This window comes from Microcoleus sp. MON2_D5, assembly GCF_036701905.1.
Classification (GTDB): Bacteria; Cyanobacteriota; Cyanobacteriia; order Cyanobacteriales; family Microcoleaceae; genus Microcoleus.
The window spans coordinates 42634-64212 of sequence record NZ_JAUBRM010000012.1; the positions used below are offsets into that span (position 1 = coordinate 42634).

The following is a 21579-nucleotide window of genomic DNA, read 5'->3' on the forward strand; positions in this document are numbered from 1 at the left end:
TATAAATCATTTACCGGCATCGGGCATCGGGCATGGTCGGAAAAAAAACGCACTCTACAAGTTGATTTAACTGAAACGAAATAATGCCCAATGCCCTATTCCCAATGCCCTATTCCCAATATTCAGTGTCCCTTAACCGGATGTTGCCCGTAAAAAGGCAAAGCATCCGACCAATCAGGACGACTTCCCATTTCCCACTCCAAATAAGCCAATTCCAATACACTAGAAACCGACCAACCCAACTCGCTACCAACTTCAATTAACTGATAAGAATTCCCCCAATTATCCAACTTTTCCTGCCAAGATTCAGGAGTCATCACCGTATCAGGAAACAACTCAGTTAAACCAGAATCTTTGTTAACTGAATAAACCGCCCCAAACAATTGTCCCCGCTGTGCAGGCATTTGCAGCGCCATATCCTCTCTCAAAAGCCCCCCCTTAGCAAAGGGGAGTTGGGGGGGTTCCGTATCCAAAAGCCCCCCCTTACCAAGGGAAGGTTCTGCACTCAAAAGCCCCCCCTTAGCAAGGGGGGGTTGGGGGGGTTCCGTATCCAAAAGCCCCCCCTTACCAAGGGAATGTTCTGCACTCAAAAGCCCCCCCTTACTAAGGGGGGGTTGGGGGGGTTCTAATTCCAAAAGCCCCTTAGCAAGGGGGGGTTCCGCCCAAGCGACAGCCGCCAAAGTTGAAATCGCAAAAACCGGAATATCCAACTGTTGAGCCAAAGTCCGCGCCGTCACCATACCCATCCGAGTCCCCGTGAAACCTCCGGGCCCCTTCGCCACCGCAAGAAAAGCCAAATCCGCCCAAGTTTGCGGCTGAATAAACTCGACTAAATACTGATGCAAATGAGTTGCTAAATCGCGATCCAAATTCCAAGTTTGGCAGCGAGAATCCCCGGCAAAATTGCTGATGGCTAAACCGAGTTCGCGACTAGCTGTGTGCAGGGCTAAGCCGTATTTTTTAACAGATGTTACGTCTTGGGGATTGCTATTCACGATTACTGATAATTTTCCTTAACAAAAAACAGCGGTAAAGCCACAACTAAGCAACCCAAAAGAATGCCAAATATTCCCGTATTTAAAATCCTGGAATTACCCAGGCCGCCACTCATCAAAAACAGCACTACTAAACTTGCAAATAAATTTTTATTGGCAAACTCTTTGTGTTGGGAAACTTGATGCTTGACCGTCATAAAACCAGACGTAACTATTAGCGCAAACCAAGAATTAAAAATGACTATTTGAGAGCCAAAGATAAACCAAACTAAGGCAAACATTAGCGCATCTATCCAAAAATCCTGAGTTTTCAACTTCGGCAGCCAAAATTCTTGGGTAGTAACAGGGGCGATTTTCTTGACTAATTGATTGTGTTGCAGCCGCACGAGTTTGTTTCTCAATTTAATCTTGGGATCGATTTGCAATATTTGCTTCCACTCCGGGCGGCGAGAATTGTTGACTCTTCCCAACAGCTTCACGGCTGCGACTTTATTTAACTGCAAATCGGTGAGTCTGGTGGCAATTATTTGAGATAAGTGCGGATAGTAAACGGGGTTGTCTTCGGTTCTGTTGATGACGATATTGAGCTGTTGCTTGGCTTGACTGACTTGGATTGTAACATTGTACGGGGCGAGATCCTCTTGCAAAGCTTGCTGAATTTCGGCTTGCTCTTGGCGAGTGAAAAGCGACACACCGGGCGCAGGTGTAACCACCCGTTCTGCGGGCGTTTCCGGCGCGTCTAGCACAGGCTCTGCGTCTAAATAGACTGGTTTGGGGTTCAAGTGCCGGATGACTGCTGATGCTGAACTGTAGCGCCGATTGGTGGCACTTTGAAGCATAGTGTCGAGGATGCGGCCGAAATCGTCGCTAACAGCCGTCTTCAAATAATTTCGCCAAGCCCAAGAATCCTCTGTACTGTCGAACAAATCGAAGGGAGGAATTTCAGTCAGCAAGTGAATGCAGGTAACGCCCAAACTGTAGATATCGCTGGCAAAAACTGCTTTACCCATCAATTGTTCTGGGGCTGTATAAGCAGCACTGCCGATGATTGTACCAGTTGGCTGCAAGCCGTTTGCTGTTACTTTCTTAGCTGCACCAAAGTCTACTAAAACAATATCTTTTTGGAAAGGAGAGGGTTGATAGGAACTTTCTAAAGTGGGTAAAGGAGTTGGAGATAGGCGGCGGCGAATGATATTTTCTGGTTTGATATCGCGGTGAATGACTTTGGATTTGTGGACGAAGTGGAGCACAGGCAATAAATCGTTGAGGATTTGCCGAATTTGAGTTTCGGTGAATGCTCCTTTTTGTTCTAATTCTCTGGCTAGGTTTTTGCCGTCTATAAATTCTTGTACTAAATACTGTCTCCCGTCTTGTTCAAAATGCGCGATTAATTCTGGAATCTGGGGATGTTTGCCCAAGGTTTCTAGCTGGGCTGCTTCTTGGTGAAATAGTTGAGCGGCTTTTTCGGCTGCCGTATTTTGCGGGAAAAATTGCTTGATTACGCACTGCGAAAAAATCAGGGGTTTGGTTTCATCAACTGCTAGAAAGGTTCGGCCAAAGCCTCCTTGCCCGATCGGCTTTATGGTTCGATAGCGAGATGCTGATGGCGTTTCTGCGTCAATAGTCAACAACAATTTTGAGCCGCAACTTTGGCACAATTCTGCATCCCCTGGGTTGTGCGGATTCTGACAAGTTGGGTTTAAGCAATAGCACATTGGATTTTAGATTTTAGATTTTAGATTTTAGATTTTTAATTGGGAATGGGGAATGGGGAATTGGGCATCGGGCATCGGGCATCGGGAATTGAAAATCGGGGATTGAAAATTGAAAATTGGAAATGGAAAATTGAAAATTGGGTAAAAAGAAGAAACAAGAAAATGAGAGAGTTTTATTTTTTTCCTTCTTCCTTCTTCCTTCTTCCCTCTTCCCTCTTCCTTCTTCCTTCTTCCCTCTTCCTTCTTCCTTAAGTCGGGACGAGTTCGCCTGGCCGCAATTTTGCCCATTTGCCGGTCTCTTGCTTGAAACTCTGACAGCCGACTACATCCCATTCCATTTCAATTTCGTCTTGGCGGGGACGGATGTTGACGTTGATGGTGGGTTCTACGGGGTCGAAATCGGGTGTTTCGGTGAGGTGAAGCTGTTCGTGCTGTTCTTCTACGGCGTGGTAGGTGAAGCAGCGGTCTACATAGTGGCAGTTAATACAAATACACATTCTTGATATCCTCTGTGCATTTCAAAAAGATTGGTGAAATTTGAGCTTTCTGTTAATCTAGCGTAGCAAGAGTTTTATTGTTTGTAAGGAAAGTAGATTTTTGTTGCAATGCCGATTAATTTGCCCTCTTCATTATCTCCTAATACTTGGCCGTTTGATTTGAAACTGCTGACACCGCCTGCTTATCTGGTGGGCGGTGCGGTACGGGATGCGTTGCTGGGCCGCCGATCGCACTATTTTGATTTGGATTTCGTTATGCTAACACGGGCCGTGAAGACTGCTCGAAAAATTGCCGATCGCACGAAAGGTGGATTTGTCTTGTTGGATGCGGAACGCCAAATTGCGCGGGTGGTGTTTGCGGGCGGTACGGTGGATTTGGCGCAAGCGGAAGGGGGGAGTCTGGAGGGGGATTTGCTGCGCCGGGATTTTCGGATAAATGCGATCGCCTACAATCCTTTTACAGGAGAAATCATCGATCCTTTGGACGGTCAAACTGATTTGCGGTTGGGTGTGCTGCGGATGATTTCGCGGTCAAATTTGGAGGACGATCCGCTGAGGTTATTAAGAGCTTACCGCCAAGCGGCACAGTTGGGTTTTGCGATCGAACCGGAAACTCAATCTGCGATTCGGGAATTAGCGCCGCTGTTGAGTCGGGTAGCGGTGGAACGGGTGCGGACGGAATTGGGTTATTTGTTGAGCAATCCTAACGGTGTTCCTTGGATTTGTCGCGGTTGCGAAGACGGTTTGTTTTCGATTTGGTTTGAAAGTGCGATCGACCGTTTCGATATTTTGACAAAAATTGACGCATCTGCTGACAAATTAGCGGCAAATTACCCGGAATTAGGGAAAGAATTCGGGCGTCAGATTAGAGATACAATTAAAACGCCTTTGTTGGCTGTCGCGAAGTTGGCTATTTTGGCAGATTCCGACCCGACAATTGCTGAAACCCAGTTGCTGCGGTTGAAGTACAGCAATGCGGAGATTAAAAGTGCGATCGGGCTTTTGAAATACTTGCCCAAATTGCCAGCACAACCTATCGCGGAAATGTCTTTGCGAGAACAGTATTTTTTGTTTCGGGATGTGGGAATAGTATTTCCAGTTTTAGCGGTTTTAGCCGTGGCGGCGGGAGTTGCGGTTGAGGAGATTTCACTGTTAATTAATCGCTATCTGGATGCTGATGATATTATTGCTCATGCCACACAATTAGTTAGCGGCAATGATTTAATGCAATATTTGAATTTGCCCAGAAGTCCGCGCATCGGTGAATTGTTAATGGAGATTCAATTAGCGCGGGTGGAGGGTAGAATTGCGACTCGCGAAGATGCGCTGAAATTGGCGGCAGAGTTGGTTAATCAGTCAGTTTAAATTGATATGTTTCAGAAATTAGAACGGGCAAGATGCCCGTTCCACAAAATTAAACTTTCCCGTGGGGTGGGCTTCTAGCCCGCCCTAAAAAGTTAGTTTACAATGCTAAAAAATCAGAATATTAAACAACATTTTTTAATTCTTCTGGTAATTCAAACTTGCCATCTGCACCCGGTTCAAACTCAACAACTTTCAACACAGCATCAACATTCAGCGGCCCGTAAATGTGCGGGTAATTCTCACCCGCAGCCAATTCATACTTAATTTCAGATTCTACTTTGTCCGAGTCAATCCAAAGCAGCAGCAATCCTGTTTGTCCCACAAAAAATTTATTAGCAGATTTAAGAACTTGCGGCAGAGTCGAACAGTGGATAAATCCTTCAGTATCTAGCGTATCTCCGCGATAGGATTGAACTTGTTTTGCTTCTTCCCACTGTTGGCTGCGGGTGATGTGAAAAATAATGCTCATAATTGAATAAGTTCTAGGTTTAATCGACAATTGGCAGCCAAATTTGAGACGGACAGTTCCCGCCACAACTTACTGTCAGCGTAATAATTTTAGCATCGATCGCCCGCGCTTCACCGGGAGGCGCACCCGTTCCCGGATTCACGTCGTAAGCGGGAAAACAAGCCGCACTCAAACTCAGACGCAGCGCATTACCTTTGGCAATTTGCATACAAGTTGCTTGCAGCACAATTATTACAGGTGTTTCACCTGAATTCACCCGCACGTAACCTTGAGTAAAATTGTAGACGCTGCCACTATCTTTTACCTCAGAAAGTATGGCACACAAATCAAAAGTCGGCGCATCGGCACTACAAAATACTTCGACAAATACCTCTCCTGCAACGTGCAAATCTGCTGTTAGCGGTGGCGAAGTGTATGTTAACACATCGGTGCGGCAGTCAATAGTCGATCGCTCCATCGCACCGGCAAGAAATGCAGCGTGACCTCCCGACGATGGCACCGGCCGCCAAGGGTCATGGACGAATATATCCTCAGTGCAAACATCCGGGCAACAATCTGTTAAAATACCCGCATCTTCTCTCATCGCGGCAAGTCCATTACTTGCTAAAAAATAAGATTTATGATTATTATTAGGCCATTTATCAAATTTCCGCCAATCATTCCTCCCCATCTCAAATAGCGAAATCGGTCGCTCGTCTAATATTCCTGTATCAACTCCTTTGAGGAAGCGATCGAACCAGCGAATTTGCAACTCATCCACAGGATTTGAAGCTGCCAAACCATAATCCAACGCTCCCACTTTTCGCCCCCAAGGTAAATGCGCCCAAGGGCCAATTATCAAATGCTGCGGACAGGAACTCCGGCTCGCCATTTCCTTGTAAAGATGGATTGTTCCCCGCAAATAAGTATCAAACCAACCGCCAATGTGTAGCATTGGCAAGTCTAAATTTTTAATGTTTGGCGATAAGTTTTCCCAATACTCGTTCGGTCGATAATTATCCAACCAATCGTGATAATATGAGTGGGGTTCCAAATTTTTAATAATCTCAGGACGCGCCGGCACGGTATCGTATAGCGGGAGATTTCTCGAAGCTGCATAAAAGGCTTGATAGGCAGAAATATCGCCTTTTAAGCGAGCGGTTTCTGCGGCTAGCTGAATTGCCCAGCCGAGATTTGATTGCAGACAAAACGCGCCGCCTTCATAAACCCAATCGGCGTATAAATTGCCCCCTACCATTGCCGGACAAATTGTTATTAATGCGCTCGGTTTAGCAGCCGCCGCGTAGAGTTGAGTCATGCCTTGGTAGGAAAAACCGTACATTCCGACTTTGCCGTTACTTCCCGGCAAATTAGCTGCCCAATTGACGCTATCAAAACCGTCTTGTGTTTCGCTAACAAAAGGGTTAAATTTGCCTTCGGAAGTGCCGCGTCCCCGCACGTCTTGGATCACCACTATGTAGCCGTGTTTGGCGTACCATGCGGGATGGGAATATACGACTGTAGAGGCGATCGCCCTTCCGTAAGGTTGCCGCATTAATAATACTGGAAATTCGCCCTCCGCATCGGGGCGGTAGATGTCAGCATCTAAACGAACCGCATCTTTAGTTAGCATTGACGCTGTTTCTTTCGGACAAAGTTTCAGCATAAATCCTAAAAAACATCAAATAAAAAAGTTTGTACTAAGGGCTTTAGTGCTTCTTCTAAGGACGGAAACCCTGACTACAAACCTGATGATATAGTTTTTCATCTAAGCACTCAACTCCTTACTACAAACCTAGCAGGATACGAGTACATCCGATCGCCTGAGAACTCTCATATCTTCCTCATCGAGTTCGACTGGTGTGCCGCTGCGAATTAGTTCTACAAAATCCTCATTCGGCACCATGATGCACAAAGTGTACAAACGTCCACTGCCCGTATTCTCAATTAGGTGAGTGGCTGTTGGAGGCACTAACAAACTATCTCCCGGTTGAATACTAACTGTTTTGCCGTCGCAGGTTGCTTGCCCTGTTCCTTTGAGTACAAAAAACATTTCTACTGCGAATAGATGGCGGTTGGGAGGAGTTTTGCCCCCCACATCGAAAATCTCCACGCAAACTGTTAATGAAACATTAGCTATTACCGGATCGAAGACGATAGCTAATCTATTAGTATCGCCCGGACTGATGCGAAATGCTTGGTAGTCTTTCGGAGACTTTATAACAGGAATCACGCACTGGTTTGTCATTTTTTTATTGTTAGTTGTCAGTGGTTATGTTTCTGCTGTCATTAGTGAGAATCCAGAGTCATTAGTCCGCCGCTCAACCTCCAAAATTTATTGATTTCACAGGAGAGTTCGCTATCAGAGCAGGAAGCGAGATATATAGGCTTTGCTGTGCGGGACTCTCGCACTCCTAAAAAACGCTTTTTATACTCCAGAGGGAAACTCCCCTGATGACGGCTATTTAATTGCTTCTAACATAGCCTGAGAATCTGACAAAAAACCAAAACATTGTTTAACGTTATAAAGAGTAGCTTGCCAGCAATACTCAGGAGATGTCGTAGCTGTACAATCTTTGACTAAAATACAGTCGTAACCGAGGAAATTAGCATCTTGCAGGGTAGCCATGACGCACTGATCGGCGTTTACTCCTCCAAAGAAAAGGGTAGTTCTGCCGAGGTTCCGCAAGATACTATCTAAAGGAGTATCCCAAAAGCCGCTCATCCGATATTTATCAACACAAATATCCTCCGGTTTGGGTTTTAATTCATCGACAACCTGCGCCGCCCAACTCCCTGCCATCAGTACAGGTGCGTTGTTTTTTGGCAGCGGATCTCCCAAACCTACGCCGTCGCCTGTGGGATTGTAAACGTGACGGGAAGCTGCACTAATATTGAGCAAATCGGGGCGGTTTCCCCAGTTGATCCAAATAATTGGTACTGCGTGCGATCGCAATTTGGGCAGCAAATTTATTAAAGGATTAATTGGACTTCGGGCGGGCGTTACATCTACGCCGATATGTGCTAGCCAACCGTCGGGATGACAGAAATCGTTTTGCATATCTATCACCAACATTGCTGCTTTTGCTAAGTCCAAACGCAGGGTTTTAGTTTCTGTTTCCAGGGTAACAGGTTGAGGCGCGATCGGCGATCGGGTGATATCGGCAATTTTGGCATCAACTTTCCAAGCATTCGGCGGTACGCCCAAGGTGCGGAGAGAATCAGGATTCATAAGGATTTTGACTCAAAAACGGTTTTAATGTTATAACAATTTGATCGTTATTAACTTGTCATATCTTAAATCTTTACTAGAATTAAGTATCAGGGGTAACTTTTTGATAAATTTTAGGATTTATTAAGTTTATTACAGTTTGGTGAGCGCAAATGTTAGGGCCATGCAATCATAAAATAAAAATAAATGTAAATTTACAAAAAGGGTAAATCTATGAGCTTTACAATTCAAACTGCTTTAATTCCGGTTGAGAGCGGTTATGAAACCGCAGATGTGCAAGTGGTGGATAATTGCATAAGTGCGCTCGCGCCCAATTTAGAGCCTGCGGGAAGAGTTATTGACGGCCAAAATAAGCTGCTGCTGCCCGGTTTTGTCAACGCGCACACTCACTCTTCAGAAATGTGGCAGCGGGGCATAATTCCCCCTTTGCCGCTGGAGTTGTGGATTGCCGAATTATACGATTTTACACCTCTAGAACCCGAACAAGTTTATTTGAGCGCCTTGGGAACTGCGGTAGAAACATTGCTGTCGGGCGGTACAAGCGTAGTCGATCATTTAGTTTTGATTCCGGGGCAAGAATTAGAGACAATCGCCGCCGCAGTTCGCGCTTATCAAGAAATCGGTATCCGCGCTTTTATCGGGCCGTTAATTCAAGATGAATCCCTGACGGCGGGAATGCCTGCGGGCGATAGCGGTATCGAACACGCGGCTTACATTCGCTCGACTAAGGCCACTTTGGAATTAATGGAAACAGCCATAAAACAGTTTCACAATCCCGAAAAAGGTGTTAATATGTTGTTGGCGCCGACGGGAATTCAACTGTGTTCCGATGCTTTGTTTGAAGGCTGCATCGAATTGAGCGATCGCTACAATCTTTGTCGGCACGCCCACCTCTTGGAAACCCCCGCTCAAAAACAGTTAGCTCACGAAAAATACGGCTGTAGCGCTGTCGAGCACCTGCAAAAAATTGGTTATTTGAGTCCGCGAACTTCCTTAGCGCACTGCGTGTGGCTGGACGATTCCGACATTGCGATTATGGCAGAAACTGGAGCGACAGTCGTACACAATCCCCTCAGCAACTTGCGCTTGGGAAGCGGAATTGCACCAATTTTGAAATACCGTCAAGCGGGAGTAAACGTATCTTTCGGCTGCGACGGCGCTGCTAGCAATGACTCTCAAGATTTGCTGGAAGCAATTAAAATTGGTTCAATTTTGCACAATATCACGGATTTGGATTACCGCCAATGGATTACACCGCGCCAGTCTGTAGAAATGGCATCCCTGGGAGGAGCAAAAGGCTTGAATGCGGCTGATGAAATGGGTTCGCTGACAGTCGGTAAAAAAGCTGATTTTGTGCTGTATGATTTAACCAGTTTATCATTGCTGCCGCGCACCGATCCGATCGGCTTGCTGATTTTGGGACGCCCGACTAATGCGGTAGACAGCGTTTGGGTAAATGGCCAACAAATTGTCGCCGAAGGTAAGGTAAAAACGATCGATCTTGATGCTTTGAGGCGGGAATTATTCGATCGCAGCGAGTGGACGGGGAAGCGTCAATCGCAAACAGTAAGTGAAATAGAAGCCCACTACCGCCAAGTGATGAAACTCCAAGGTTATTCTTAAAAAATTAACCAATAGAATATGATATCATCTCCGGTTGAATCACATAATTAGCGCCGCCACTAAAAATTAACGCAATCAACCTCGCAAATCCCAATCACTCAGAAGCTCTAGCCATGACACCCCCTAACAACCAGATAAATGTAGACGCCCGACTTGTTGCAGCTAATACCAAATTTGGTTTTAACTTGTTCAACACCCTAAGCAAACAACAGCCGAATAAAAATATCTTTATTTCCCCTACTTCTGTCGCCCTCGCACTGTCAATGACATACAACGGAGTCAGCGGAGAAACTAAACAAGAAATGACAAAAGCTCTCGAATTAACGAAAATGAGTCCAAAAGCAATCAACGCAGCCAATCACAATTTGCAAAAGAGTTTGCAAAAAGATGACCCCAAGGTTCAAGTATCAATTGCCAACGCGCTTTTGGTCAGACAAGGCTTCTCATTAAAACCCGAATTTTTGCAAGTAAATCAACAATACTACCAAGCCAATCTTACCGAAATAGACTTTGAGAGTCCGCAAGAAGCTCTCAGCATCATTAACAACTGGGTGAGCGAAAAAACTCACGGAAAAATTGATAGAATAGTCACTACAATCCACCCTAATACACTTTTATTTTTGATTAACGCCATCTATTTCAAAGGAAACTGGGAAACGCCCTTTGATCAATCTAAAACTGCCAACAAAACTTTTTATTTAACAGACAGCAGTTCCAAACAGCATCCAATGATGTCCCAGATGGGCTCTTATCGGTGCTACGAAACAGAAACTTTTCAAGCAGTCAGTTTACCTTACGGCAAAAAAGGCGCTCTGAGTATGTATATTTTCTTGCCAAACTCCAATACCAATTTGGCAACTTTCTCGCAGCAATTAACAGCCGAAAACTGGAATAAATGGATGCAAGAATTTAGAGTTAAAAGTGGAATGATTGAAATACCGCGCTTCAAAATGGAGTATGAGGTTCAACTGAAAGACACACTTATAGCTTTGGGAATGGCAGAATTTTTCGGTGGATTGAAAACAGACTTTTCCCCGATGACTGATAGCCAAGTAGCAGTAGAATCGGTAAAACACAAAACATTTGTCGAAGTTAACGAAGAAGGTACAGAAGCAGCAGCCGTGACTGTAATTGAGATGACGAGATCTATGTCGGCTTTTAAAATGAATGTAAACCGTCCATTCTTTTGTGCTATTCGAGACAATACTACAGGAACAATATTATTTATGGGTATCATCGTTGACCCCTAATAATATCAACAATAGTAGGTGCGTCAGGAAATGTTCGATCAACTTTTAATAAAATAACCCTAGCTGGCGCACCCTACCAAGCTAATTATACGGTAAAATATCAGTCTAAAAATAATCATATTTGCGACAAATTGATGATTAAATTGCACAAATGGCAGCGGATACTGGCTTTAATAGTTGTTTTTGCGATCGCCCTTACCTCCTCCGCCATATTATCCCCGCGTCTGTTAGCGCAAACCCGCCCCCAAACCCCAACAACCGAATTGCGCGGCGTCTGGCTGACGAACATTGACAGCGAGGTTATGTTCTCCCGCAACAACATCATTGACGCTGTAAATCGACTCGATCGACTCAATTTTAATACCATCTATCCCACGGTGTGGCAAGGAGGCTATACGCTTTATCCGAGCGCTGCTGCCGAACGAGTATTCGGACAGTCGATCGACCCCTCGCCCGGATTGAAAGACCGAGACATCCTGAAAGAAATTATAGCACAATCCCGCCAAAAAGGTATAGCAGTAATCCCCTGGTTTGAGTTTGGTTTCATGGCTCCCGCAGAATCGGAATTAGCCACACTTCACCCCGACTGGCTGGCGCAGCGGCGCGACGGTTCAACTATTTGGAAAGAAGGGAAACACGAGCGAGTTTGGCTGAATCCTTTTCATCCCGAAGTCCAGCAATTTATCTTAGATTTAATCCTAGAAATTGTCGATAATTATGATATAGATGGCATTCAATTTGACGACCATTTCGGCTTGCCAGTAGAATTTGGCTACGAGCCGCTAACAATGTCAATGTATCAGGAACAAATCAAAAGCCCTCCCTCCGACGACCCCCGCGAAACCTTCTGGGTGCGCTGGCGCGCTGACAAAATCAACGACTTCGTGGGGCGAGTTTCCCGCGCCATCAAATCCCGCAAAGAAAAATGTATTGTCAGCTTATCTCCGAACCCTTTTCACTTTTCTTTACCCGCCCACTTGCAGGACTGGTTTACCTGGGAAAGACGCGGCTACATCCAAGAAATTGTGTTGCAGGTTTATCGCAGCGATATCAAGCGTTTTAGCGCCGAACTGGAACGGGAAGAAGTTAAACTGGCTAAACTTAACATTCCAACTGCGATCGGCATTTTAACTGGTCTTAAAAATAATTCTGTGCCGCTCAAGCAAATTCAAGAACAAGTGCAAGAAGTGCGAAAAAGAAATTTCGCTGGCGTGTCGTTTTTTTTCTACGAAAGTTTGTCGAATTGGGCGAGGGAAACCCCCGAACAGCGCAATTCGGCATTGCAAGAATTCTTTCCCACAAAGATGCAGCGCCCGCCATCCGAAGCCCGAACTTGAAACCTACGGTTAAAATGAGAAAAAGCATACAGCGCTTAGGAATTGTCATCTTATTTTTGAGCGCTTTCCTAACAATTGGCTATCTCACTCCTAGAAAGTGGGGAAATTACTCGCAACCAGATTGCACAATCTCTCTATACATTTCCAATCAAGGCATTCACACGGAAATCATTGTTCCAGTTAAAAATGAATATTTTGACTGGAATCAATTTTTACCGCTAACAGAAATAGGGCGGGATGCCACTTCTGATTATAAATATCTATCTTTTGGCTGGGGAGATAGAGCTTTTATGCTGGAAACTTCTACCTCAGCAATCATCAACCCCGTTACAGCTTTCAAGGCGCTATTTCTCCCTACTCCGTCTACCGTACACGTTCAACGTTATCGGCTTCCTCCCCAAAATATTGAAATTAAATGTGTGAAAATTAGTGGAGCGAATTATCTTAAAATAATAAATTATTTTAAAGATACATTCCAATTAGACGCAGCAGGTAATAAAATTAAAATTAGCTACGGGTACGACAACAGCGATAGTTTTTATGAAGCAAAAGGCAGTTACTCTATTTTGAGAACTTGCAACGACTGGACGGCCGAAGCTTTGCAACAAGCCGATGTCAATACTCCTTTATGGTCAACGCTGTCTTCGGCGATTATGTTTCATTTAAATAGCGGTTGCAAATGTCAAAAATAAATGTAATGGGTAATACCATTTTAGATTTTAGATTAAACGATTGGGAATGACTGATTATGTATGGGTTGGGAGCTTGCCTAAAGTTGCATTCTTTTTTTTAACTGGTATAATTAGCAATTTCAGGAAAAATCATGAATGTAATTCCAGCGATCGACTTATTGGATGGAAAATGCGTCAGATTGTATCAGGGAGACTACGCGAAGTCTCAAACTTTTAACGACAACCCCGTCGAAGTCGCCAGACAGTGGGTAAATGAAGGCGCGACAATGCTGCATTTAGTAGACCTCGACGGCGCTAAAGCAGGTCATCCAGTCAACCAAGCAGCCATTGAAGCGATCGTCCGATCGGTAGACGTTCCCTGTCAAGTAGGTGGGGGAATGCGCGATCGCGCTTCTGTTGCTGGTATCCTCAATTTAGGCGTCCGGCGCGTCATTCTCGGCACTGTCGCCGTCGAACAACCGCAATTAGTCGGCGAATTGTGCGCCGAATTTCCCGGTCGAATTCTGGTTGGCATTGATGCCAGAAATGGTAAAGTTGCGACTAGAGGCTGGCTAGAAACTTCGGAAGTTTTAGCAACAGAATTGGCGCAAAAAATGGCCGCGTTAGGCGCGGCTGAAATTATTTACACGGACATTCACCGCGACGGTACTATGGAAGGGCCGAATTTGGAATCTTTGCGCGAAATTGCTAACGCTATTTCGATTCCGGTGATTGCTTCCGGTGGCGTTAGTTCGATCGCCGATTTGTTAAGTTTGCTGGCTTTGGAACCAATTGGTGTCAAAAGTGCGATCGTCGGTAGGGCAATTTATACCGGCGATATCTTGCTAAAAGAAGCAATTCAAGCAGTCGGACAAGGGCGGTGGCAGGATGTACCGCCAGATTTGGGTTCTTCAAGTTTTGCTTGATAGTCATGTCGAGTTAACTGGCTACCCAATATGTAACAGTTATCAATTTTCCGACTCACAGTCAACAGTCAACAGTCAACAGTCAGCAGTCAGCGTAGAATCGTCTTTCTTACCATCATCGTACCCATGTTTTTGAACCATACAATTACAGCTTTAAGTTCTGGGATGGCTTCTCTAATTGCTCCCATACCTTTGTTAGCAACAGTCGAGGCAGAAAATTCGCCGATCGTCCTCAGCGGAGTTTTGCTCAGTTTGGTAGTGATTTATATCGCCAGTAAAATCGGCGCAGAAGTAGCGAGAAACTTCGATTTTCCACCGGTTTTGGGTGAACTTGTAGCAGGGGTGATTATTGGGATATCTGCTTTACACTTGATCGTTTTTCCCGGAAGCGGGCTGTCAGCATCCAACTCAGGGATTATGACAGTTCTGCAATCGATTAATCATCTCTCTCCTGCCGCCCTCACCAGTGTCTTTGAATCGCAGAGTGAAGTCATTTCAGTGCTGGCTGAATTAGGCGTGATTATTCTGCTGTTTGAAATTGGCTTAGAGTCGGATCTCAAACAACTCAAGCAAGTCGGAATTCAAGCTACCGTTGTCGCCTGCGTAGGTGTGGCAGTTCCCTTTGCCGCCGGTACTGCTGGCTTAATAATAATTTTCCACACGGCAGCAATTCCAGCAATTTTTGCGGGGGCAGCTTTGACCGCAACCAGCATTGGAATTACCTCTAAAGTGTTGTCTGAATTAGGACAACTGAACTCTAAAGAAGGTCAAATTATTGTCGGTGCGGCGGTGATTGATGATGTGCTAGGAATTATTGTCCTGGCTGTTGTCGCCAGTTTAGCCAAAACAGGTGAGATTGATGTTGTTAATGTCATCTATTTGATCGTAAGTGCAACTGCCTTTCTGCTAGGTTCGATTCTCTTGGGTGGTGTCTTCGACAAAACTTTCTCGGCGGTGGCGGGTCAACTCAAAACTCGCGGCAATATTATCATTCCGGCATTTATCTTTGCTTTCTTCATGGCTTTTCTGGGCAACGCAATTCATCTCGAAGCGATTTTGGGTGCGTTTGCGGCTGGTTTGGTGTTGGATGAAAGCGATGCCCGCCTAGAGTTGGATGAACTGGTGAAACCCATCGCCGATTTATTTGTCCCCATCTTCTTTGTAACGGTGGGGGCTCGGGCGGATTTGGGGGTTTTGAACCCAACAGTGCCGGATAATCGGGCGGGACTTTTGATTGCCGTCTTTTTGATTTTGGTTGCTATTTTTGGCAAGATCGTAACAGGCTGGGTGGTGTTTGGTCAGCCTGGAATCAATCGATTGGCGATCGGAGTGGGGATGATTCCTCGGGGCGAAGTCGGGTTAGTGTTTGCCGCCATCGGTTCGGCGAGTGGGGTTTTGGATAAACCGTTAGAAGTCTCGATTATTATCATGGTGATTCTGACGACTTTTTTGGCTCCGCCTTTTCTGCGGATTGTCTTTGGGGATACGGTAGAGCCTCCTGCTAGTGGGGAACTTTCTAGCGAGAAAATCGTTTGATATCATTTCTGGTTACACCGGAATGATGTTGACGGTTGACGGTTGACTGTTGACGGTTGACAGTGAACAGTCAACCGTCAACAGTGAACTCGAATTTACTATTCCGATGCTAACGGATTTGATATGATTGAGGGAATTTGAGTCGGGGCGATCGACTGATTTAGAAACAAATGTCGATCGTCCAAATTTATTTAGCCGTAATAATAAGTTCTAAGTTGTTAGAAGCGGCTACAACTTGACTTTCAACTGATAACAATTGTCAGCGAGTTCAATCAGTTCGCCCAGACCCCAGGTACCCCGATCGTTCAAAAATTCCGCCAGTTGATTCGGGATGGCTTCTAGGCCCAGAAATGCCCCGCTGATGGCACAAGCCATTGCTGCGGTGGTATCCACATCGCCACCGACGGCGATGCTAGTGCAGAGAGTTTCCCAGTAATCTTGAGGCGTTCTCAAAAACGCATATAAACTCCACAAGACGCTACCAACTACAAAAGGCGAGATTCCTTGCCAAGAGTCCTGGTAGTTTAACGGGAGTCCAGCTCTAGAAATCAACTCTACGGCTGACTCTGGAGGCAATTTGACCCAATCAATCAAATCTTTGAGCAAAGCGGCAAAGGCAGAATCAACTTCTCCTACCCATTCGCTCACTTGACAGAGAAATGGCTCAGTTTCAATCATCTCAGATTGAAGGGCGATCGCCACAGCCCCGGCGATCGCCACAGCCCCCGCAGAACACCGCGAATCTTGATGGGTGATGCGCCCTTGATCGCAAGCAGCTTGTACAAGCTGGGACGGGTCATCGTAGAATATTAAGCCGATCGGTCCAGCCCTCATAGCACTGCCATTACCAGCATTGGGAGCAGGAGTACCAGCTTCTTGCCAAGCAACGCCCCGAATCAGGCGGTTTGCAGCTTCTTCTGTCGCTCGACCCCGCCCGACAATGCGCTGTTGAGCGAAAATGTCAGCAATACGGGTGGCGTAGTCGCTGGGGTCGAATTCGCCACAAGCGACGTAGCTTTGGAGGAGTTCGCGGGCGAGTTGGGAATCGTCGGTGTATTGACCAAAAGGCAAGCCGAAGCGAGCGCGATCTCGGATTTTTTTGAGTCTAACTTGGGAGCGGACAAAGTTTTGGCAAACTTCCGGAGAATAGCCTTCTACTCTACAGCCTATAGCGTCGCCGAGACACTGACCGATCAGACAACCTCTAAATTGTTCCAGACGCGGGACAGTCATTTATCTAGCTTTAAGTAGGTCGATCTAATCTTATGTTAAATCCCCGACTTCTTAAAGCCTGCGGCGAGTTGAAGACTGCCCATTTGTGTCCAGTTAAGACTAAAATTATCTGTAATTATGAATAAAAATTTTAATGTCTTCCTCGCTCTCTCTCTCCCAGATGACAGAACATAATCCCCAAAATAAACCATAGTAATATCAGCCATAAAAAATGTCAATGTCGGTGGATTTTGGCGTGGATAATTGACTGTTTTTGAGTCAGGAGATTAGAGTCAGCATATATTTGTTTTTAAGCGAACGCTCAAAATTTTATCAGACAAGCGATCTTTTTTACTTTTGAGAATGGGATGGGAGAATCAAACTCCAAGCGCTTTCGCCCCTAATCCTTGTTTTGAGGTTTGAGGAGCCGTTCGCTACGATCGCCTGGTTAGGTGTGCGATCGCCTGCTGTCGCGAGTCAGAGCGCCCGCTGCTGGCACTAACTACTTGTCTACCCCCTTTTTTTCTTGAATTTGACCTGACCACTTTTCTTTTATTTACACAAATAATTCAGACGCGCTCTATAGCCATCCTAAATCATTTGTGAATTTCTTACTCCCTCCCCTTGATAAGGGGAGGGTTGGGGTGGGGTCAAAAATTTACGACTCATTTAGGATTGCTATAGCAGTTTCCAAGCTACTTAATAAACGCTACATATAAAGGAACGCGATCGCAGTTATTTACCTACGAGTGCTACAGCACCGCTTTGCACAACAGGAATTTCAATTCGGAACTCTGTTCCTTGATGGGGTTGAGAGAAGCACTCGATGGAGCCACCGTGCTTATCAACTACAATTTGATAGCTGATGGATAGCCCTAATCCAGTTCCTTTACCAGTTGGTTTTGTGGTGAAGAAGGGATTGAACACCTGTTGTCTAACAGTTTCCGTCATCCCCGATCCATTGTCTTGAACTTGAATCATCACGTTTTTAGAAGAACCTGGCCCAGTTTCTTTTGTGACTAGCTTAGTCCGAATAGTGATGCGACTGGGATTCTTTTGGATGTCTTTTAGAGAACGCTGATTGTCATAGTTTTCTAAAGCATCAATCGCATTTGCCAGAATATTCATAAAGACTTGGTTCAACTGTCCGGCATAGCACTCTACTCGCGGTAAGTCGCCGTACTCTTTGACAATTTCAATAGCAGGATGATCCGGTTTGGCCTTCAGTCGATTTTGCAAAATCATCAATGTGCTGTCAATTCCCTCGTGGATATCAACAGGCTTCTTTTCAGCCTCATCCAGCCGCGAGAAGTTTCGTAGCGACAGGACAATTTGACGAATGCGATCGGCTCCTACCTTCATTGAAGTCAGCATTTTGGGCAAATCCTCACTAATGTAGTCCAGCTCGAACTCTTCAATTTTTTCCTCAATTTGGGCATTAGTTGGATAGGTTTGCTGGTAAAGTTGAATCAACTTTAGTAAATTTTGCGTGTAGTCGGCAGTATGGCTCAGGTTGCCATAGATAAAGTTGACTGGATTATTAATTTCGTGAGCAACACCAGCAACCAGTTGCCCCAAACCTGACATTTTCTCTGCCTGAATAAGCTGTGCCTGAGTTTGCTGTAAGGTTTTGAGTGCAACCTCAGCTTCCTCTTTTGCTTGCCTTAAAGCAGCTTCGGCTTGCTTGCGCTCAGTAATATCCAGTGTCAAGGATGCAACTCCAACAATCTTTCCAGCTTCCCCTACTAAAGGCGTATTGAACCATTCGCAAATAATGGTTTGGCCGTTTTTCGTAATATTTTCGTTGATGCTGTAGATTCCTTGGCTCTGAATCAACAACTCGTTCATCAGTTTATCGACCACGTTTCGGGCAGACGCAGGCACAATTAATTCTGCGGCATGGTGCCCGATCGCCTCTGTAGCCGTGTAACCAAAAATCTGCTCTGCCGCTGGATTCCAAGCAGTGACTTTAAAGTTTAAATCCCATTCCACAACTGCCAGTGCACTTTGGCGGAATAGATAAGATAGTCGCTGTTCCGACGCTTTGAGTTCCTCTTCTGCCTGTTTCCGTTCAGTAATGTCAATCCCTGTTTTGATGATGTACTCAATTTCACCTTCACTATCGAGTAAAGCAGTATCTGACCAGGCAATCAGTCTGAGTTGTTGATCTTTGCTCACCCAACTGCCTTCATACTGCTGGGGAAAATTACCAGATTGTAAAGACTCAAAAGTAGTTTTGGCTTGTCGAGCTAAGTCTGAGTTCGGGAACAATTCCCAAATGTAGCGCCCTTTCACTTCACTAAACGAGTAATGAGTCATTTGTTCGCAAGCTCGGTTAAAGCGAACGATTTGTCCCTGGGGGTCGAGCACAACTACCAGCGCACCTGCAATTTCAAGAATTGCTGAAACGAAATTGCGTTCCACTTCAAATGCTTTAATCAGTTCCTCTAACTGGGTTGCCATATTGTTAAATGCGATCGCCAATGTTCCCAATTCGTTTTGGCGGTCGATGTTGACCCGCGTCTCTAATTGCCCCGCACTGAGTTCAGTAGCTGCCGCGGTTAAGCGCTGGAGTGGCACCACAATTTGCCGAATAAATAGATACCCAATGCCAACAGCGACGATCGTCACCACCGCCAATGAGCCTCCCATAATTGAGAGCATTTGGTAAACTGGAGCATAGGCCTCAGCCGTTGGCAGTTCTACAACCACATTCCAATTCACGCTCCGAACTAAGGCACTGGCTCCCAATACTTCTACCTGCTTTAGACCCGGATAAACGTTAAGGTGCTTAGTATCTTCGGATGCTTTCAAAAATTGAAAGAAGGGGCGCTTAGAAAGATCTTGAAGTTGAAAGGTTTCTGGCTTACTACCGTTTTGAGCAATGAGAAAATTACGCTCATCGACTACATAGACATAACCCGTCTTGCCAACCTCGATTTGGGAAACAACAAACCAGAGAAAGTTGAGATTTATCTCTGCTAAGAGCACCCCATCCACCTCATCTCGCTCATCCCGAATCGGAACCGCCAGAATGGTGGTGGGTTGGCGAGTTTTAGGATTAATTTCTACAGGACTGACATAATCTTCCTGTTGTTTGAAGGCACGAATAAACAGTGGCGAATGGGCTGGATTTTCTAACTTGAGCGGTTCGTAGGGTGAAACTGACGCGACAACTTGTCCCTTCCGGTTCAAAATGGCAACGGCTTCATAAGCATCATTATGACGAATCAACCCTTCCAAGAAACTCTGCTGCACTTGAGGTTGAAAGTTTGTGACTCCTTTGACCCTCGCTAAATAGCTCAGTTTTCGTTTCAAGTCATCTAGATAATTATCAATCTGCCCTGCTGCTGTCTGACTGCGCTCTTGTTGGAGCGATCGCGATTGCTGGATCTGCGCCTGAAAGCTGAGGTAGATCAGCAAGCCACCTGTGGGCAGTAAGCTCAGAAGAACCAAAAATATCAAACCATACCGGAGCTGATTTGCAATAGAAAAGAAGCGTTGCCAGGGATGAGAACGAGAGCTTCTGGCGATCGGCAGAACGCGCTCGTTGCGTTGATTTTGCATCGGACTTAGAATCAATATTAGTAAATCAATTAATCGGTGCACTAAGGAGAAACATCGATTTTGCCAGTCGTCACAGCTTCTCGGAGGGTCTTGAAAGTGTCCTCTTCCTGAGACGTGAGACTACCACGGAAAGGGGCAAAGTCGTAGATTTTTTCCTTGAGCCCAAACTTGTAAAGTTTTCCTTCCCAGCGACCTTGCTGGGTTAACACTGCCACATTTAGCACCAGATTGGGAATGTCCTGCAGAACGCTAGTTAGGACTTTGCCGGGAGCCACTTCGTACTGATCCTTTGTCCTACCAATCACCAAGACTCCTGGCTTTTGCGAAACGGCTTTTAGCGCGGCTAACCCTGCCTCACCCGCGTTGAATGCCAAAACATCTACTCCAGAAGCAACCATATCCGTTGCCACTTTGATGGCTTTTTCCGTATCAACCCAAGAGTTGAGAAAAGCCGTCGAGGGTTGAACAGAGGGATTCGTTGCCTTCACTCCCCGCCTAAACAAGGCTTCTTCTTCTTTGTAAACCGGATAAGGTTCGCCCACAATATAGCCAACTTTATTACTTTTGGTCTTCATGGCAGCCAAAGCACCTGTGAGGTACCCCACTTCACCCGATCGAAAGGCAACAGCCCCCAAATTTCTGTTATTCCCTGGATGCGTTGTAATCAGGGCAAATTTCGTGCGCGGAAATTCTTTAGCGACCTTTTCGGCAGCTTTGGAATAGGCACCACTGGCTGCAATTACCAGGTCATAGCCTGACTGGGCATATTTGCGTATAGTAGGTTCACTATTTTCACCGTCCATACTGTCAGTAATGTCTATCTCAGCATTAAATTTATTTTTGATGAGATTCAATCCTTCAAAGCAAGCTTGATCCCAACTTTGGTTGTCTTTTGAGCCTGTGGTGAGCATTGCCACTCTAAAGCTGCTAGAGGTCCTTGCTTCCGGGGAAGAGTTTAGGTTCGGAGTCGATCGACTGCAACCGATCGCAAAAAATAGAGCTAGAGCCGCCAGAGTCATTTGTTTCAAGAAAGATTGAATTCGCATAATAGCTTTTCGCAGCAATATTACTTTTTCTACGCCGATAAATTTGTTGAAGGGTATCTCAACAATCTTCACCACTCTTACTCTCGCTCGCATTTAATGACTCTGACAGATTCAGCCTACCACAGCTTTGGAATAGGCACCACTGGCTGCAATTACCAG

At 45.5% G+C, this 21579-nt stretch carries 18 protein-coding genes; 7 read left to right on the forward strand and 11 right to left on the reverse strand.

Features of this window, described 5'->3' with window-relative positions; all coding sequences use genetic code 11:
• Positions 1-122: 122 nt before the first annotated feature.
• From tsaB to QUA47_RS06670, 4 genes are read right to left on the reverse strand one after another with little or no spacing between them, the layout of a single operon-like run.
• Positions 123-995 (reverse strand): tRNA (adenosine(37)-N6)-threonylcarbamoyltransferase complex dimerization subunit type 1 TsaB, encoded by an 873-nt coding sequence (gene tsaB, locus QUA47_RS06655; RefSeq protein ID WP_333430150.1) that lies wholly within the window; start codon positions 993-995, stop codon positions 123-125.
• A gap of 2 nt (positions 996-997) precedes the next feature.
• The gene (locus QUA47_RS06660) at positions 998-2710 is read right to left on the reverse strand and encodes a serine/threonine-protein kinase (RefSeq protein ID WP_333430151.1); all 1713 of its coding nucleotides are present in this window, start codon (positions 2708-2710) and stop codon (positions 998-1000) included.
• 27 nt (positions 2711-2737) lie between these two features.
• Positions 2738-2998 carry a hypothetical protein gene (locus QUA47_RS06665; protein ID WP_333430152.1) on the reverse strand — a complete coding sequence of 87 codons (261 nt, stop codon included), beginning with the start codon at positions 2996-2998 and terminating at the stop codon, positions 2738-2740.
• Positions 2959-3207, reverse strand: a complete 249-nt coding sequence (locus QUA47_RS06670; protein WP_006632635.1) for a Ycf34 family protein — start codon at positions 3205-3207, stop codon at positions 2959-2961. Before QUA47_RS06670 ends, QUA47_RS06665 begins: the two co-directional genes overlap by 40 nt.
• A gap of 108 nt (positions 3208-3315) precedes the next feature.
• On the opposite strand from QUA47_RS06670, the gene QUA47_RS06675 reads away from it, so the two are divergent.
• The gene (locus QUA47_RS06675) at positions 3316-4572 is read left to right on the forward strand and encodes a CCA tRNA nucleotidyltransferase (protein ID WP_333430153.1); all 1257 of its coding nucleotides are present in this window, start codon (positions 3316-3318) and stop codon (positions 4570-4572) included.
• A 121-nt stretch (positions 4573-4693) separates the two neighbouring features.
• On the opposite strand, the gene QUA47_RS06680 is transcribed toward QUA47_RS06675, so the two are convergent.
• From QUA47_RS06680 to QUA47_RS06695, 4 genes are all read right to left on the reverse strand, one after another.
• Entirely contained in the window at positions 4694-5041 is a 348-nt protein-coding gene (locus QUA47_RS06680; RefSeq protein WP_333430154.1) for a DUF952 domain-containing protein, read from the reverse strand.
• 19 nt (positions 5042-5060) lie between these two features.
• A complete protein-coding gene (locus QUA47_RS06685) occupies positions 5061-6653 on the reverse strand; it encodes a CocE/NonD family hydrolase (RefSeq protein ID WP_333430155.1) in 1593 nt (530 codons plus the stop codon).
• Between the two features lie 162 nt (positions 6654-6815).
• Complete coding sequence (locus tag QUA47_RS06690; RefSeq protein ID WP_333430156.1) at positions 6816-7268, reverse strand: cupin domain-containing protein; 453 nt, start codon at positions 7266-7268, stop codon at positions 6816-6818.
• Between the two features lie 213 nt (positions 7269-7481).
• Positions 7482-8252, reverse strand: a complete 771-nt coding sequence (locus QUA47_RS06695) for a cysteine hydrolase family protein (protein ID WP_333288710.1) — start codon at positions 8250-8252, stop codon at positions 7482-7484.
• A gap of 213 nt (positions 8253-8465) precedes the next feature.
• On the opposite strand from QUA47_RS06695, the gene QUA47_RS06700 reads away from it, so the two are divergent.
• The 6 genes from QUA47_RS06700 to QUA47_RS06725 all read left to right on the forward strand — a co-directional run bounded on the left by QUA47_RS06700 (position 8466) and on the right by QUA47_RS06725 (position 15595).
• Complete coding sequence (locus QUA47_RS06700) at positions 8466-9875, forward strand: amidohydrolase (RefSeq protein WP_333430157.1); 1410 nt, start codon at positions 8466-8468, stop codon at positions 9873-9875.
• Positions 9876-9988: 113 nt separating this feature from the next.
• A complete protein-coding gene (locus tag QUA47_RS06705; RefSeq protein WP_333430158.1) occupies positions 9989-11125 on the forward strand; it encodes a serpin family protein in 1137 nt (378 codons plus the stop codon).
• 134 nt (positions 11126-11259) lie between these two features.
• A complete protein-coding gene (locus QUA47_RS06710; RefSeq protein WP_333430159.1) occupies positions 11260-12462 on the forward strand; it encodes a glycoside hydrolase family 10 protein in 1203 nt (400 codons plus the stop codon).
• Between the two features lie 14 nt (positions 12463-12476).
• A complete protein-coding gene (locus QUA47_RS06715) occupies positions 12477-13154 on the forward strand; it encodes a TIGR02117 family protein (protein WP_333430160.1) in 678 nt (225 codons plus the stop codon).
• Positions 13155-13285: 131 nt separating this feature from the next.
• Complete coding sequence (gene hisA / locus QUA47_RS06720; RefSeq protein ID WP_333430161.1) at positions 13286-14059, forward strand: 1-(5-phosphoribosyl)-5-[(5-phosphoribosylamino)methylideneamino]imidazole-4-carboxamide isomerase; 774 nt, start codon at positions 13286-13288, stop codon at positions 14057-14059.
• 165 nt (positions 14060-14224) lie between these two features.
• Positions 14225-15595 carry a cation:proton antiporter gene (locus tag QUA47_RS06725; protein ID WP_333288703.1) on the forward strand — a complete coding sequence of 457 codons (1371 nt, stop codon included), beginning with the start codon at positions 14225-14227 and terminating at the stop codon, positions 15593-15595.
• Between the two features lie 228 nt (positions 15596-15823).
• Here QUA47_RS06725 and QUA47_RS06730 read toward each other — a convergent pair whose 3' ends face one another.
• The 3 genes from QUA47_RS06730 to QUA47_RS06740 form a co-directional block, all read right to left on the reverse strand.
• Positions 15824-16828, reverse strand: coding sequence for an ADP-ribosylglycohydrolase family protein (locus QUA47_RS06730; RefSeq protein WP_333430162.1), 1005 nt, complete (start codon positions 16826-16828; stop codon positions 15824-15826).
• Between the two features lie 714 nt (positions 16829-17542).
• Positions 17543-20374, reverse strand: coding sequence for a PAS domain S-box protein (locus QUA47_RS06735; protein ID WP_333430163.1), 2832 nt, complete (start codon positions 20372-20374; stop codon positions 17543-17545).
• Between the two features lie 41 nt (positions 20375-20415).
• Positions 20416-21513: a BMP family protein gene (locus QUA47_RS06740; RefSeq protein WP_333430164.1), complete on the reverse strand. Its 1098-nt coding sequence runs from the start codon at positions 21511-21513 to the stop codon at positions 20416-20418.
• Between the last annotated feature and the right edge of the window lie 66 nt (positions 21514-21579).